This is a genomic window from Mesorhizobium kamtschaticum (assembly GCF_056174585.1).
In genome coordinates this window covers 90,651-105,079 of the sequence record NZ_JBWBWI020000002.1, presented here as the reverse complement: position 1 = coordinate 105,079, position 14,429 = coordinate 90,651, and the positions used below count along the sequence as shown (strand labels likewise).

The 14,429-nt window shown below is 57.5% G+C and carries 14 protein-coding genes; 10 read left to right on the top strand and 4 right to left on the bottom strand.

The features are described from left to right. The first annotated feature begins 6 nt into the window (after positions 1-6). The 8 genes from AC0V7N_RS36195 to AC0V7N_RS36160 all read left to right on the top strand — a co-directional run bounded on the left by AC0V7N_RS36195 (position 7) and on the right by AC0V7N_RS36160 (position 7,606). Positions 7-945, top strand: coding sequence for an ABC transporter permease subunit (locus tag AC0V7N_RS36195; RefSeq protein WP_496628277.1), 939 nt, complete (start codon positions 7-9; stop codon positions 943-945). Between the two features lie 111 nt (positions 946-1,056). After that, on the top strand, positions 1,057-1,839 hold the full coding sequence (locus tag AC0V7N_RS36190) for an ABC transporter permease subunit (RefSeq protein ID WP_496628276.1): 783 nt from the start codon (positions 1,057-1,059) through the stop codon (positions 1,837-1,839). After that, positions 1,836-2,852, top strand: a complete 1,017-nt coding sequence (locus tag AC0V7N_RS36185) for an oligopeptide/dipeptide ABC transporter ATP-binding protein (RefSeq protein WP_496628275.1) — start codon at positions 1,836-1,838, stop codon at positions 2,850-2,852. Before AC0V7N_RS36190 ends, AC0V7N_RS36185 begins: the two co-directional genes overlap by 4 nt. Continuing rightward, positions 2,849-3,835 carry an oligopeptide/dipeptide ABC transporter ATP-binding protein gene (locus AC0V7N_RS36180; protein ID WP_496628274.1) on the top strand — a complete coding sequence of 329 codons (987 nt, stop codon included), beginning with the start codon at positions 2,849-2,851 and terminating at the stop codon, positions 3,833-3,835. The genes AC0V7N_RS36185 and AC0V7N_RS36180 overlap by 4 nt, the downstream gene beginning before the upstream one ends. Positions 3,836-3,946: 111 nt before the next feature. Further along, complete coding sequence (locus tag AC0V7N_RS36175; protein WP_496628456.1) at positions 3,947-4,216, top strand: hypothetical protein; 270 nt, start codon at positions 3,947-3,949, stop codon at positions 4,214-4,216. Then, complete coding sequence (locus AC0V7N_RS36170; protein WP_496628273.1) at positions 4,144-5,376, top strand: amidase family protein; 1,233 nt, start codon at positions 4,144-4,146, stop codon at positions 5,374-5,376. Before AC0V7N_RS36175 ends, AC0V7N_RS36170 begins: the two co-directional genes overlap by 73 nt. Positions 5,377-5,810: 434 nt before the next feature. Then, positions 5,811-7,043, top strand: coding sequence for an ATP-binding protein (locus tag AC0V7N_RS36165; RefSeq protein ID WP_496628272.1), 1,233 nt, complete (start codon positions 5,811-5,813; stop codon positions 7,041-7,043). Between the two features lie 74 nt (positions 7,044-7,117). Then, positions 7,118-7,606 (top strand): GNAT family N-acetyltransferase, encoded by a 489-nt coding sequence (locus tag AC0V7N_RS36160; RefSeq protein ID WP_496628271.1) that lies wholly within the window; start codon positions 7,118-7,120, stop codon positions 7,604-7,606. A gap of 150 nt (positions 7,607-7,756) precedes the next feature. Here the strand turns inward: AC0V7N_RS36160 and AC0V7N_RS36155 are convergent, their stop codons facing one another. From AC0V7N_RS36155 to AC0V7N_RS36140, 4 genes are all read right to left on the bottom strand, one after another. Continuing rightward, the gene (locus tag AC0V7N_RS36155; protein ID WP_258581114.1) at positions 7,757-8,095 is read right to left on the bottom strand and encodes an Lrp/AsnC family transcriptional regulator; all 339 of its coding nucleotides are present in this window, start codon (positions 8,093-8,095) and stop codon (positions 7,757-7,759) included. A 414-nt stretch (positions 8,096-8,509) separates the two neighbouring features. Continuing rightward, complete coding sequence (locus AC0V7N_RS36150) at positions 8,510-11,206, bottom strand: lyase family protein (protein ID WP_496628270.1); 2,697 nt, start codon at positions 11,204-11,206, stop codon at positions 8,510-8,512. Further along, positions 11,206-12,261: a cysteine synthase family protein gene (locus AC0V7N_RS36145; protein ID WP_258581112.1), complete on the bottom strand. Its 1,056-nt coding sequence runs from the start codon at positions 12,259-12,261 to the stop codon at positions 11,206-11,208. Before AC0V7N_RS36145 ends, AC0V7N_RS36150 begins: the two co-directional genes overlap by 1 nt. 10 nt (positions 12,262-12,271) lie before the next feature. Beyond that, positions 12,272-13,219 carry a GHMP family kinase ATP-binding protein gene (locus tag AC0V7N_RS36140; RefSeq protein WP_258581111.1) on the bottom strand — a complete coding sequence of 316 codons (948 nt, stop codon included), beginning with the start codon at positions 13,217-13,219 and terminating at the stop codon, positions 12,272-12,274. Between the two features lie 548 nt (positions 13,220-13,767). Here AC0V7N_RS36140 and AC0V7N_RS36135 point away from each other — a divergent pair. Both AC0V7N_RS36135 and AC0V7N_RS36130 read left to right on the top strand, forming a co-directional pair. Next, complete coding sequence (locus AC0V7N_RS36135; protein WP_496628269.1) at positions 13,768-13,908, top strand: hypothetical protein; 141 nt, start codon at positions 13,768-13,770, stop codon at positions 13,906-13,908. A gap of 209 nt (positions 13,909-14,117) precedes the next feature. Continuing rightward, positions 14,118-14,363: a WGR domain-containing protein gene (locus AC0V7N_RS36130; protein WP_496628268.1), complete on the top strand. Its 246-nt coding sequence runs from the start codon at positions 14,118-14,120 to the stop codon at positions 14,361-14,363. Positions 14,364-14,429: the final 66 nt, after the last annotated feature.

Below are 14,429 nucleotides of genomic sequence, written 5' to 3'. Positions count from 1 at the left end.
ACAGGAATGTGGTTGTACTTCCTCAAGAGGATCGTCCTCGCGGTCACAATTATTGTGATCGCGGTGACGCTTCTGTTCCTAATGATCCGTGCCGTGCCGGGCGATCCTGCCGCGGTCCTGCTCGGCCCGCGGGCGACGCCCGAGATGAAGGCGCTGCTGCATCAGCAGATGGGGTTGGATAGGCCGCTCGTTGTGCAGATCTTGACGTTCTTCGGCGGCCTGCTTCATGGCAATCTCGGCTTTGACGTGTTCAGCCAGAGACCAGTCGCCGACATTGTCTTCGAGCAATTGCCCTATACGGTCGAACTGATTCTGGTCTCGATCCTCTGGGCGGTGGTGATAGCCGTGCCGCTCGGCTGCTACTCGGCCATGCGGCGCAACTCCTTGGTCGACCAGGTGGCCGGCGTCGTGACGGTCGCCACGATAGCAATCCCCTCCTTCGTCGTGGCGGTCTACGCGCTGCTGATTTTTGCCGTCACGCTGCGCTGGCTGCCAGCGATCGGAGCCGGCAATGGCTACAGGGATGGGCTTATCCATCTCATTCTCCCAGGCTTCGCCATAGGCGTTGGCTGGGTGGGCTATATTTCCCGGCTGCTAAGGGCATCCATGCTCGAGGTTCTGGGGGAAAACCACGTGCGCATGGCCCGCTCTTTCGGGATCTCGGAATGGAAGATCGTTGCGCGCTACGCGCTGCCCCTCGCGATCCTGCCGACCGTGACCATACTCGGGGTAGGCATCGCGTGGCTGCTTTCGTCCGCTGTCTTTATCGAGGTGGTCTTCGCGAGACCTGGCATCGGCGCGTTGCTGGTGAATGCGGTCAATACGCGCAACTATCCGATTGTCATGGGCGTCGTGCTCGTCACCACGTTCCTAATAGTTGCCGCTACGACGCTCTCGGATCTGATCAATGCATTCCTCGATCCGCGAACCCGGGAAAAGCTCTGACATGGTAAGCGTAGAAGCCATCCGTCCCGAACCCAGCGATGCGATGGGTACCGGCGCCTTTCGCAGCTTTTCGGGCAATTTCGCAAAAACCGCCTGGGCGTGCTCGGAGCAGTGCTTGTCATAGTCATAGCCGCAACTGCGATCTTCGCTCCGCTGATTATCACGCACGATCCGACCCAAATCATGGTGGGGCCGCGTCTGGCCGCACCTTCAATCGATTTTTTGCTGGGGACAGACCAACTGGGCCGCGACACGTTTTCTCGCATTATTATGGGCGGTCGCATCCCGCTCCTTGTTGCTTTCGCGGCGCTCGGTAGTTCGCTGGCAGTCGGCCTCGTACTTGGTTTGATTGCAGGGTTCGGTCCTCGCTGGCTCGACAATGTACTCTTGTTGCTCTTCGATACGATCCGCTCGTTTCCAGGTATCATTTTCGCGCTGGCCATGATCGCGCTTCTGGGACCAAGCTTGGCGAGTGTCATTCTAGTTATCGCAATAACGTCTATGCCGATTTACGCACGTGTCGTGCGCACCCAGACAGAAGCGCTGCGTAGCAGTGAGTACATCGCCGCGGAGCGCAGCATGGGTGCCGGCACGACACGCATTCTCGCCGTGCACGTGCTGCCAAATGTTCTCGGGCCGCTTCTAATTCTGGTGAGCATGGACGTTCCGGCCGTCATCGCCGTAGAGGCGGGTCTCAGCTTTCTCGGCATGGGCGTGCGACCACCAACGCCTGATTGGGGAGCTATCCTAAACGATGGCTATAGCTACATCGGTCAGACGCCCTGGCTGGTCATAGCCGGCGGCATTCCCATCGTTCTCGCAACACTCGGCTTCACGTTCCTCGGGGAGGCGCTGCGCGACATATTCGATCCCAAATTGCGGAAAGACCTATGAGACACGACCGTCTGACACAGCATACGTCCGCCCGGCCGCTTCTTGAGATCCGTGATCTGAATCTCGATTTTGGCACACCACGTGGGCACGTCCACGCCCTGCGTAACGTTTCGCTCGTAGTTCCGGCGGCACAGGTGGTCGGCATAGTTGGCGAGAGTGGATCTGGGAAATCCACGCTTGCATATACGGTGATGGGCCTGCTTCCCGAAAATGCGGATGTGACAGCCGGCAGCATCCTGTTCGAAGGTAAAGACCTGCTCAAAATGCCCGCTTCCGAGCGTCGGAGCCTGCTCGGTGACCGTCTTTCGATGATTTTCCAAGACCCGATGACCGCGCTCAATCCCGTGCGGACCATCGAGAGCCAGATGATCGATATCCAGCACCACGAACAGGGAAGCCGCAGCGAAAAACGCGCTCGCGCCCTGGAGATGCTTCACCGGGTCGGAATTCCCGACCCCCAAAGTCGTATCGGCGCCTATCCGCATCACTTCTCTGGCGGCATGCGTCAGCGCGTTTGCATTGCCATGGCGCTTCTTGTGAAACCGGCGCTGCTCGTCGCCGACGAACCAACCACTGCGCTTGATGCAACGCTGGAAGTGCAGATCATCCATCTCCTCAAGGAACTGCAAAAGGAGATCGGCTGCTCGGTTTTGTTCGTCTCCCACCACCTCGGAGCGGTGGCTGAGCTGTGCGACCGGGTCGCCGTCATGTATGCGGGCGAAGTGGTGGAGCAGGGTGCCGTTCGGGACATCTTCCACAATCCTGCTCATCCATACACGCGCGCGCTGCTTGAGTGCGATCCCGGGCGTATCAAAAAGAGCACGCGCACTTTGCCGACCATTCCCGGTGAGGTGCCTAGTCTCCTGGGCAGCAAGGTGGGATGCATCTTCCGCGCGCGGTGCCCACAGGCATTTGATCGGTGTGCGCATGACAATCCGGTTGAGTATCGCATCGGCCTGGACCAAGTCGCGCGATGCCATCTCCTCGACGAAGAACGGTTGGTGTCGGCATGAGCGCGCTGCTTCGGGTTGAGGACCTGCGCGTCCGCTTCCGCACCATGGGTCCACTGAAGGCGCTCGCAACCGGGACGAAAGCGCCTTTTATCGACGCGGTATGCGGTGTGACCTTTGAAATCGACAAGGGCGAGACACTCGCCCTTGTCGGTGAAAGCGGCTCAGGCAAATCCACCATCGCGCGCACGATAATCGGCTTGCAGCGAGCTGTGAGCGGCAACATAAATTTCGACGGACAGGAGATTGAGGGTATCACGGGGGCTGATCGCAAGCCGTACCTGCGCCGGATGGCGATGATGTTCCAGGATCCGGTCGGCTCGCTTTCGCCAAGGCTGACAGTGCGATCGCTGTTGATGGAGCCTTTTCGTATCCATGGGCTAAAGGATCGCGATGCCGGTGCCGAGGCGGCGCGCCTGCTGCGCATGGTCGGCTTGCCAGATGATTTCGCTCGCCGCTATCCCCATCAGCTTTCCGGCGGTCAGGCCAGGCGCGTGGGCATCGCGCGTGCCCTTGCGCTGAATCCGGACTTGATTATTGCCGATGAGCCGACCGCAGGCCTCGACGTCTCGGTGCAGGGCGAGGTGCTCAATCTCCTCGCGCGGCTTCAGGACAAACTCGGCATGGCGATCCTGATTATCACGCACAATCTCAATGTCGTACGCCACATGACCGATCGAATGGCGATCATGTATCTCGGCCGCTTTATAGAGGTCGGCTCGACCGAGCGTATCTTTGAACACCCCTGTCATCCCTACACCGAGGCGCTGCTTGCGGCCAATCCTGAGCCTGACCCGGATGCTGTGCTCAATAGGATCGAGCTCAAGGGTGAGGTGCCGAGCCTGATGCGGCGGCCATCCGGCTGTGAGTTCCACACCCGTTGTCGTTATGCGCAGGATATCTGCAGCCGCGTCTTCCCCGAACCTTCGATAAACTCGGATGACACCGAGCATAGGTTCAAATGCCACTTCCCCATTGGAGCGTGAAATCGCCCCTGTTGGGGGGTGACCACCCTCTCAGTTGAAATCCCAAGCTTTGACGAGTCGCAAACGCGTTTGTGCGTCGAATTACAGCCGACCGTAGAAAAGGATAGAGCAATGAAACTAGGTGAGTACGTAGAATTTGATGCCACCGGTTTGGCAGCTCTCGTGAATGCGCGCGAAGTGACGCCCGTGGAACTAACACGCTTGGCCCGCGAGGCACACGACGAGGTCAATCCTCGCATCAACGCTGTCATCGAGTTCTACGAAGATGCCGAGACAGTTGCCGGCGCAGACGGGGACTCTTTCATGGCGTGCCGTTTCTTCGCAAGGATACTGGCCCCACGGAAGTTGGACGCCTCCAGGAAAAGGGAAGCCGGCTGTTAAAAGGCTATCGCTCCAACATCGACAGCTATTTTTTTCGTCGCGCTCGCGACGCCGGGCTCCGCACGCTCGGAAGAACAACGACGCCGGAGCTTGGGTCAACCATAATGACGGAATCCATTCTCAACGGAGTTACTGGGAATCCATGGGATCTAGAGCGCTCCGCGGGTGGGTCGTCTGGGGGATCAGCGGCGGCCGTAGCGGCGGGCATCACTCCGATCGCATCTGGTGGTGACGGTGGCGGGTCAATTCGGGTCCCCGCCTCCTGGTGCGGCCTGGTAGGGCTAAACCCGTCCCGCGGACGTGTTTCCGGCGGCCCGAACGGCCAGGACCCAGCGTTTGGCCTTACTCGACTATTTGTTTTGTGCCGGAGTGTGCGCGATATGGCCGCCGCGCTGGACGTCTTTTCTGGTCCTCAGCCTGGTGATCCATTCGTCATCGTCCAGCCGAAGCGGCCATATGTGGAAGAACTGTCGCAGCGCAACGGCATTCTGCGGGTCGGGGTCGCGAGGACCAAATGGGGTGCGGTCGATGTCGACCCGGAAGTGCTTGAGGCGGTCGAGTCGACGGCCACTCTTCTGGAGGAAATGGGCCATATTGTCACGGATATCGAGCCGCCATATGAGCCATCCGACTACGTTAAAATATGGCTCGGCCTGTCAAGCTATAGCGCACGTTCACTTGAAGAAGCGGCGCGGTCCATGGGACGCGCAATCAATGCGGACACTTTAGAGCCCGCCAATCTCAAGGTTTACGAATACGGCAGAAATTTACAAAGACGAGAGGCGGACTTACACGAGACGTTGCAAAGAATGCGGTTCAGCGTGGGTGAGTCGATCGAAGCCTTCGACATCTTGCTGACACCCACGATGCCGTGTGGGGCTATACCCCACGGCGCCACGTGTAGTGCGACCAATCCTACGGTGTCTGCAGAGGAATTCACAGCAGCGGATGCCGCACTTTGTCAGTACACTGGAGTATTTAATGTTACTGGACAACCTGCGGTATCATTACCTTTGGCACAAAGCGCAAGCGGTCTGCCTATTGGACTTCAAATCGTGGGCCGCTTCGGCGACGAGGCGACCCTTGTCCGTATCGCACGCGATCTGGAGGAAGCCATGCCATGGAGTCACCGGCTACCAAAGGTTCGAGCAGGAGGCTAAGCAGCAGCACTGCCAATGCCGGGGAACGCGTCGGCGCTTGCATACATGGGCGCCGGTGCCGAGCATCGCCCGCCAGGCACGTGTTGGAATCCTCGTCCGGGCCGAGGCGGCGGTTGTCGTCTACGGGATCGATGCTGTATGCCGGCCGAAGCCTCGATGCACAGCCATAATGACTCTTAGGCGGTTGGTTTTGGATAGGCTTCGGCCAATTAGAGGCGAGCCTGTTCGGTTGAGAACCTCCAGTTGGAAACGGGCGCTGGTGCTGTTTCGCTTTCCCAAGCGGCAAGACGCGATCCGGCGCAACAAAACCTTCAAATAAATTTCGCAAATTTTTGCACCGAAAATTCGCTCAGAGCGGTATGTTCAATGCAATTCTAAGGTCTGGCTCGGCGAGTTGAACTGCCGGCCGATCGAACAGCATTGGATAACAGCCGATGGCAAGAAGAAGAGCGCTCATCCTAGTAGAAGGTCACCCTAGATGCACTGGTCGGCTATACATCCAAGCGGCCAAGCGTCTTGGTCTTCATCCAATTACCCTATCAGCAGATCCCACAAAATACGATTACATTGCGACGGAAAGGGTCGAGGCAATTCAGGTCGATACAACCAATCTGGATGCGCTGATCCATGAATGTTCTCGGCTACGAGCGAGCTATGACATCGCTGGCATTGCGAGCACGGAGGAGATCGTCTATCCGGCGGTTGGCAAGCTTTGCCGGCATTTCGATCTACCTGGACCGAACCCCGAATCGATTGAGCGATGCTGCGACAAATTCGCTCAACGACAGCTCCTCGCGGACGCCGGCGTCCCGATACCTGCTTACCGCTTGGCAACAAATGTGACGGATGTGGAAAGCGCAGCCGCGGAGATCGGCCTGCCGGTAATTCTTAAGCCAGCCGTAGGGGTCGGGAGCAGAGGTGTCCGATTGTGCTGCAACGTCGGTGAGTTAGCCGAACATACTGCCTACCTGTTGGGCGGGAAGCACATATGGCGATCTGCGCCGAGAATACTGGTCGAAGAATTCGCACAAGGCCCTTACTATTGCGCCGACATAATGGGAGACGAGGTCATTGCGATATGCGCCGGCGAGTTCGGCCCCCACCCGCATTTTGTCTTTCATGAGCTCACCTATCCGGCCCCGCTGACCGATGACGAGCACAATCGAATCGTCGATGTTTCGCTGACCTGTCTGCGAGCTCTTGGCCTGGGCTGGGGCCCAACGTGCATTGAACTCCGGTGGACGAAGCGTGGCCCAGTCGTCATTGAGGTCAATCCACGGGCTGCTGGCACGCCCGTTCCGCAAATGATTCCACTGGTTTATGGTGTCGATCTGATCACCGAGCACATCAAGCTTGTGATCGGCGACAAATGGGACTTGCGCAAAACGCAGTCGCAGACTGCGGCCGCGCGGATCTTTGTTCCTGATCGCGATGGCACTATCAATTCGATCGCTGGCGAGAGTCGGGCGGCCGCTGTGCCAGGTGTCGCCGAGATCAAATTCTATGTCGAACCCACGACGGCGATTAACAGAAAAGGCGATACGAGAGACTGGATAGGACATGTCATCGTCGCTTCACCTAGCCGTACCCACACCGCTGAGATCCTTCAGCGGGCCGTCGACTTGATCGGTTGGTCAATTACACCATTTTCGAGCCTTGGCGAATAGGGGCAATCTGCGATGCCGTCGACGATGAGGACGGTTCATCAGAGGGCTTACAACCGACGCCGAAGGGAACTAGCATGCATGCGACGCTGAAAACTTTATCTCGTTTTGATCGAGCTCGCGTCGCCAAATTAAAGCTCGAGCCCGAGCAAGAACAGTTTGTCGACCCGTTGGATTTTGTGTTCTCCGAGCTTCAAGGGAACGCGCGCCCCGACCTGGAGCATCCATTTGCAGTCGTTGTCCACCATCAGATCGTTGGCTTCTTTGTCCTGCGTGAAAAAGCGGCCTTGCCTGAATGGGCCCCGCCAGGCGTGATTACCTTGCACAGCTTTCGTGTGGGCCGAGGATACCAAGGTCACGGATATGGAAAAGCGACTATTGGACTTGTCTCTCGATGGATTTCGACAAACCGCCCATCTGTCAGGCGCCTCATGCTTACCGTTGAAGAAAATAACTTAAGGGCTAGACATTTTTATATGACGTCTCGGTTTTCTGACACTGGCGCTACTTACTACGACAAGTTTGGACTGCAAAATGTCCTCGAACGCGAGATAGATTCGGTCTGACGTTGTGACTATTGTGACTTCCTACGTCGGCCGTTGCCCGATCATCGCAGCGGTCAAATCGTTCATGCTATACCCGTTCACACTCTCCGACTGACCAGTACCCCGAGCGTGAAGCGCGAAGCTGCAGTCGAGGCCGCGGAATAGCGACGACTAAAGCGGGATTGGACCTGCGGACTTAACCTCTTCCATCATGACGCAAGTTCGGAAGCTCCTCACGTTTCCTTCCTTAAAAAATAATTGGCGTGTAAGAGACGTATACTCGTCCATGTCTCTGGTATTAATGATGAGGATGAAATCTGCCTCTCCGGTAACGTGGTAGCATTGCTGCACCTGAGGGCTGTTCAGGAACCTTCTTTTCATCCCGTCGAGCAAATCCAGTTTTCCGTTTTTAGCCGTCACCTCGACGATGACTGTCTGAGGACGCCCAACCGCTCTCTCGTTTGAGATGGTCATGAAATCGTCAAGCCGCGTTTTGCCAGCATGCAACATCTAGGCACTCTCCTGATATACGTGGCTCAGTGCAAATTCTGCGCCATGATGGTAGTCACGTCGGAGGCTGCTATATCTGGTTCTGAACCACGGGCCGGAGAGTGGAAACGACCACCGCGTGGATGGTTCGAGGCCGGGATCCAGATCGCCGTCGCTTTCGTCGTCAGCTATGACGAAACCGGCTCGCGCACAGAATTGCTGACAGCCCCCGAGAACCGCTGACTTGAAACACGGGAGGGGACCTGGACCCCACAAACCTGTCTACGGACCGACAACGGATACGCTACCCTCTCTTCACGCCAGGTCAGCGGCGTCGTTCAATCCCCATACGATCAGGTCGGTTCGCGCTCCGCACCGCAATCCCTGTCCCGCCCCCCAGAAACCCGCGAGACTTTGTCCACATACTCCACTCCCTCAAGTGGAACGGTGTTTATCGATGAGCTCTTTCACCCTCCCTTTGCAGTGCACCTCAGCGTGCGCCCGGCGTTTCGATATAGCGGCGCATTTCAGCTGCATGTCCCGATAAAGCGTCTTTGCAACGGAAAGCTGGTCGTCGGTTGATCGTTTTCCGGGTCCTCCTCCGAACTGCAGAGCATCCCTGCAGTCTTCAAGACTTGCCGGGAACACGCCAGCGAGTTGGCTGGCGAGCTCGCTTCGGCGTTGTGTGGCGCAGCTAACCTGAGACAGTCGCTGCGCGATCTCGCCAATTTGAGTGTGGGCCTCCCTGAAAGGGATGCCTCGCGACGCCATCCGTTCGGCGGCGATGGCCGTCATTGATGACCCGTCTTCCAGATGTTCGCGCATCGACCTGAGGTTGAACGACATGTACTTCACGATGAGCGATGTAAGGATGATGGCCCTCTTCAGGGCCTCCTCTGAAAGCCTGAGAGGTGAGCAGCCGTAGTTGCTTGCTTCAATCGAGTTGCTGAAGGGTGCTTTGCAGGTAGCCGTTGCCGCAGAAACGTATGCGCCAATTACGGTGCTAGCCGACCCCTTGATGTGTTCAAGCAGGAACGGGTTCTTCTTTTGCGGCAGCATGGACGAGCCGCCGGCAAGATTTCGGGGAATGTCGATGAGGGCGAACTCACGCGTCGTCCAAACCTGCAGATCCTGGGCCACACGACTGAGCAAGGTTGAGGTGCTAGCAAAGATAGAAAGCCCGTGCAGGTGATGGTCTCGGCTCGCGACCGCATCAAGTGAGTTGAACGACGGCTCTTCAAATCCTAGAAGACTTGCGGTTTTCAAAGGATCAATCGGCATACTGGTGCCTCCGCCGGCACCAGCTCCCATAGGGCAGTTCCTGATGTTTTCCAGCAGACTATGGAGGCGCTCGCGCTCGCGTCCCAGAGCGAAGAAGACGCCAAGCAAGTAGTGCCCTGGCGACCCAGGGAGTGCGATCTGGTACTGACTGTACAACGGAGCCACAAGGCTCGATGCCTCTTCCGCTCGCTGAAGCAGGGTATCTTGTGCAATTCCAATCTGTTGGGAGATGGAACACGCGGCCTCCCGGAGAGCCAGGAGAGAAATGGTCGCGTTCAAGTCGTTGCGGGATCTCGCAAGATGCAGCCAGCCGGCCTTTTCCGGGCCAGCTCTGGCGGCAAGTTCGGCCTCATAGGCAAGGTAGAGGCCACGCGGCGCATCGCGGCCCTCCAAAGACTGAAAGCCCTCGTCCTGGAGGTCCAAGATGTGGGTAAGGAGATCGGCAGCGGCAGCCTGGCTGATCAAGCCCTGGTCGGCGAGCATCACCAGATGTGCCTCATCTATGGTCGCTTGGTACTGCAGAAGGCGACCGTCACGGGAGATTTCGATCGGCGGAGCGAGCAACTTCATCGCTTCAGGATGTAGGTGCCACCTGCCCTCGCTTGACCCGGGGTCTTGCTTGTCCGATTCGGCAGCAGCCGTCTCGATATCGATCACAATGGAATCGATCACCCGTTCAGCGCCCGTGGCGGCGGCATTGAGTTCATCAGCGACGCCTATGGCGTAGGCTACCCGGTCTCTGAAGTCGCCATTGATTTGAACTTCCTCCCCCTCAGATTTCAGAAGACCTGCTTCAGGCACTGTAGGCTCTGGGTTTCCAGAAAAGCCCAAGCGTTTGAGCTTTCCGGACGTCTGAGCAAGTCGGAAGCGAATGGCTCCCGCCCTTTCGTTCGCGCGTGGAGGCGTGAACCCTTCTCCCGCGTAGAGTCCAATCACCATGTCAAGGATTGACGTCCCCAGGGCGTGGGAGAGCATGACTGGAATCATCCCTCCAGCCAGCCTGGGGTTAACCTCGATGATGACGGGGCCCGACTCCGCTATCACGAACTCCACATGAGCCGGTCCGAAATTCAGACCCAGAGCCGACACCGCGCCCGCGGCAAAAGAGGCCAATTCCCGGTGAGATGGCTCCGGTAGCGGGGCCGGAAAGTCGTGCCCTACTTCGACAAAGCAGGGAGCCGGCCCCTTGTGCTTGGCAAGAATTCCAAGGCAATGCAGCGTCCCATCGCACGCAATTATCTCTGCAGAATATTCCTTACCCTCGACATATTGCTGGATGAGGATGTCGGGACTGGGCAGATCCACTTGATCGAGCAGTGCGCCCCTTGCGCTCTCAAACGCCTTGATGGCGGCTGTGGCACTATCGCACAACCTCACGCCGCTACTGCCGCTTCCGGACACCGGCTTGACGACCACCGGTAGAGTGGCTTGGGCAAGAATTTTCTCGACGTCTCTGACGGAAGTGGCCAGTCGTGTTTCAGGGATCGCGATTGATTGCCGCTGCAACTCGGCCGCTTGCTTCCATTTGTTCCGGCACGTGGCTATAGCCTCCGGATTCGCCGCTGGTAGCCCCATCGCCATCGCGGCACTAGACGCTGCTTCCACAAAATAATCCGATGACGAGTATATTCCTGCCAGACCGCTTAATTTGGTAGCGACCCCGACGAGTTCGTCCGGACTGCGCGTTTCGGCTTCGATCACTTGCACGACCGAGTCCTTAAGAAACGGATAGCGCGCAGGATTGCGGGTAACGAGGTAGGTTTCAAAGCCTAGGAGGCTGGCCCTCTTCATCAATAATTCGCCGGTGCCAGTCGTGTTGCTTTCCACGAAAAGGAAGCTACCTCTGTTCATCAAACTTCCTCCAAAAGGCTCAGGACGGCTTCCCGGCTTTTCCGCTTCCAATGATATCGATTCCATGGCGGGAGAGCGGTCGCAGGGTGATTTTCGGTTGCCGGAGCGTCCAGCAGAACACCTTCATGTAGACATCCGTGCTGCTTCAGCCACTCGTGGTCGTAAACGGCTTCAACGTAGCGGTGGCCTTCATCGGGGCATATGACGACTACGGTTTCTCCTGGATACTGCCGGGCGCGCCAACGCCCCACGATGTAGCTCGCTCCCGAGGTCGGACCGGCGAATACGGCGTGCCGCTCGTGGAGGGTTCGCGTTGCAGCAAATGCGAGCGGAGCCGAGAGGAGATGCACCTCATCGTAGAGTACATGCTTCACGTTCTCGGGGACAAGACTGTTCCCCAGCCCCCGCAGTTTCCGTTCGCCATCCTGTTGGCCAAAGATGACGCTGTTAAAGGTGTCCACTCCAATCAGGCGCGCGCCAGCGGCTTTTTGGCGGAGGCGCTCTATCGTTCCGCAAGTAGAGCCGCCGGACCCCACAGAACCGACCAAAGTTACGTCGGCGCCCAACATCCCCGATATTTGATCAGCGAAGAGCTTATAGGCTGCGGGGTTATCCGTTGTTTCGTATTGCCGGGGCCAGAAACAGGAGTGGCCCAACTGTTTCATCCTGGCATGTAATGCATCTAGGCGGCTTCTTTGATAACCACCCTCCCTCGCCTTTTCAGTTATGATGCAGACGTCGGCTCCCAAGGAGCGCAACCTGTTTTCAAGGCCTTTGTCCATCACTGGGTCGGTGAAGATTTCAAGCTGGAATCCACGTTCCCGGCAAACTACTGCCAAACCCAGTGCGAAGGTTCCGCTCGAGGTCTCGAGGACTTTCATGCCGTGCGTCAAAGTCCCTCGAGCCAGCGCCTGGTCAATGATGTACTTGGCAGGGAGCAGCTTCATGAACGCGAACTGCGCAAGATAGAGATTTGCCTCACACCTAATAATGCTGGGGAGAGCATAGGCATCGGAATATCCGGCGAATGGCGGGCGTTTGCGGATGGCGTCCATTTTGCTTACCTCACCGGCAGCCAGTCATGGTCAGATATATTTTTGGCGAGTTGTCGAGCGGCGACACATGGGCGAGCACGGACCGAAGCTTCCCGGGAAAGTCAGCCGCCATTCGATCAAGCAGGATTCCAATCATTGTGCCGCTGTGCGCGACGATGACCCCGAGAGCGTCGTTGGCCTCGGAAGCTTTCAGCATTGAGTTCAGATGCCCCTTTGGAGCCCGATCCTGATGCAGGAGCGCGCTGGCCGTAGCTATTTTGCCTATCGTGGCCGTGTCACCGCGCGGAATTGCTGAACAGGCCCGGTGGAGTAGTTCCTGATACTCTGCTCTGTGACTGGCGGAGATTTCACCTCGCCGTTGATCATAGTCGACGGTTTCGACCGTCCCTCCTTCATCGATACCAACGATTGCGAGCGGCGGCATTTGCCCAAGGAAGGAGAGAAGGCGACATGCTCGCTGCTGATATGCGACCACTCCTGGGTACATCACCCCGTCGGATGGCTCGATCTCCGCCATTAGCTTCTCGATCAATGATGTCTGGACTCTGCACTTGAAGCAGCAGGCGATTGACCGAGCAGCCGCAACAAGATCCGCCGACGAACTCGCCAGCCCTTTGCCTTCGGGGAGCTCGGATTGCAAAAGGAGGATTCCTCCTGAGGCGCCGATCGCAACCACGAGATTCTCAGCCAATCGTTTTGCTTTGACTTTATGTGACGGATAAACGGTTACGGTTCGTTTGCCTGCAATCGGCATGAAGTGAGCTCGCGCAAAGAGCGCGATGGGCATCGTGACCAAGAAGTGAGGGTCCCAGGGAACGGAGCCGACCGGCAACTGGCCTTGCAGCAACTCGCCGAATGTGCCGCAACAAAGGGCGTCGCTAGAATGAACCCTTGGCTGCTGCCCGTCCCCGGCGATAATCTGGGCCGCATCAGCATCCTCGAACGTCTGGTGATTCATGTATGGCCTCCAAACTTCATCGGCGGCCGCTTCCAGAAGTTCTCTAGTCGACATGGACGCCGCGCTTCCTGGAGGGTCGATAGGATGCGTAGAGTTTTGGATCGCCATATCACTTCCCTCGTCAAGTACATTGAAGAGTGATTGCTGCTACGGGGCGAGACTTAGAACATCGCAGCAACCAGGCCCGCATCTCAGTTCGGATACTTTCAGGTACCTAAGGCGCCAGGTGCCTGACCTCTATAGGGGTGATCCTACCGCTCTCGGCAAATTTTCGGTGCAAAGATTCTGTGAAATAACTTGAAGGATTTGTTATCCCCTGATTATAAAACGCGACCTCGAACGCGATTTTACCACAGCGTTCCGGCGACCTGTGGAAGCGACTGATTACGATAATCCCTCGGTTCACGCCGGGGGCTTTCTGTTGCACATAAATCAAGAAATCCGCAAATTCAGGCAGTATGTTTTGGGCATACCTCTGGCGAACTGCCCGCCGTGTGGTTCGATAAATAGTGGTTGACAGTTTAAAACGAACCGCTGACAATCGAACCATGCAAAACGAACCGAAAGCCCACGCCACCTTTGTCCGGGCCTACTTGTGCGCCTCGACCAAGGAGCAGGATGCCGGCCGCGCCTGCGCCGACCTTGAGGCGTTCGCCAACCAGCACGGCCTGCGGATCGCCGCAACCTAAAGCGAATGCGTTCCATCAATACTGCGAAGCACCGGCAACCGATTGGGGACACTCATTGGACACGATCGGCGTAGCACGACATTTCAGGCGAACAATCACGGCGCAGCTGGTGTATTGAGCCGGGCGCATCAGCCGCATGAATCGGTCAGGCGTGATCGATTCATCGAAGTTGTTGGACGTTGCTTCCAAAGGAAGCGAAGATTCCAGCTATGCCGAAACCTGTGACAGAACCGCTTCATCTTCGCCGCATCGATCCCGCTCGCAACATGTCTCGGTTCTATGTGCTGTCCATTCAGCCGACATTGTTCGGCGGCGCGTCGCTGGTCCGCAGCTGGGGCCGGATCGGCACAAACGGCCAGGTGATGATGGAAACCTTCGATGACCGCGCGGATTCCGACGAAGCGTTCTCCCGGCTCGAGCGCCGCAAACGTAAGCGCGGATATATGGCTTCATAGGAAATGAGGCCGATCGCGCAGTCTTCCGGCATTTTTCAAGCGTTGCGCACGCGCGGACTACCAACC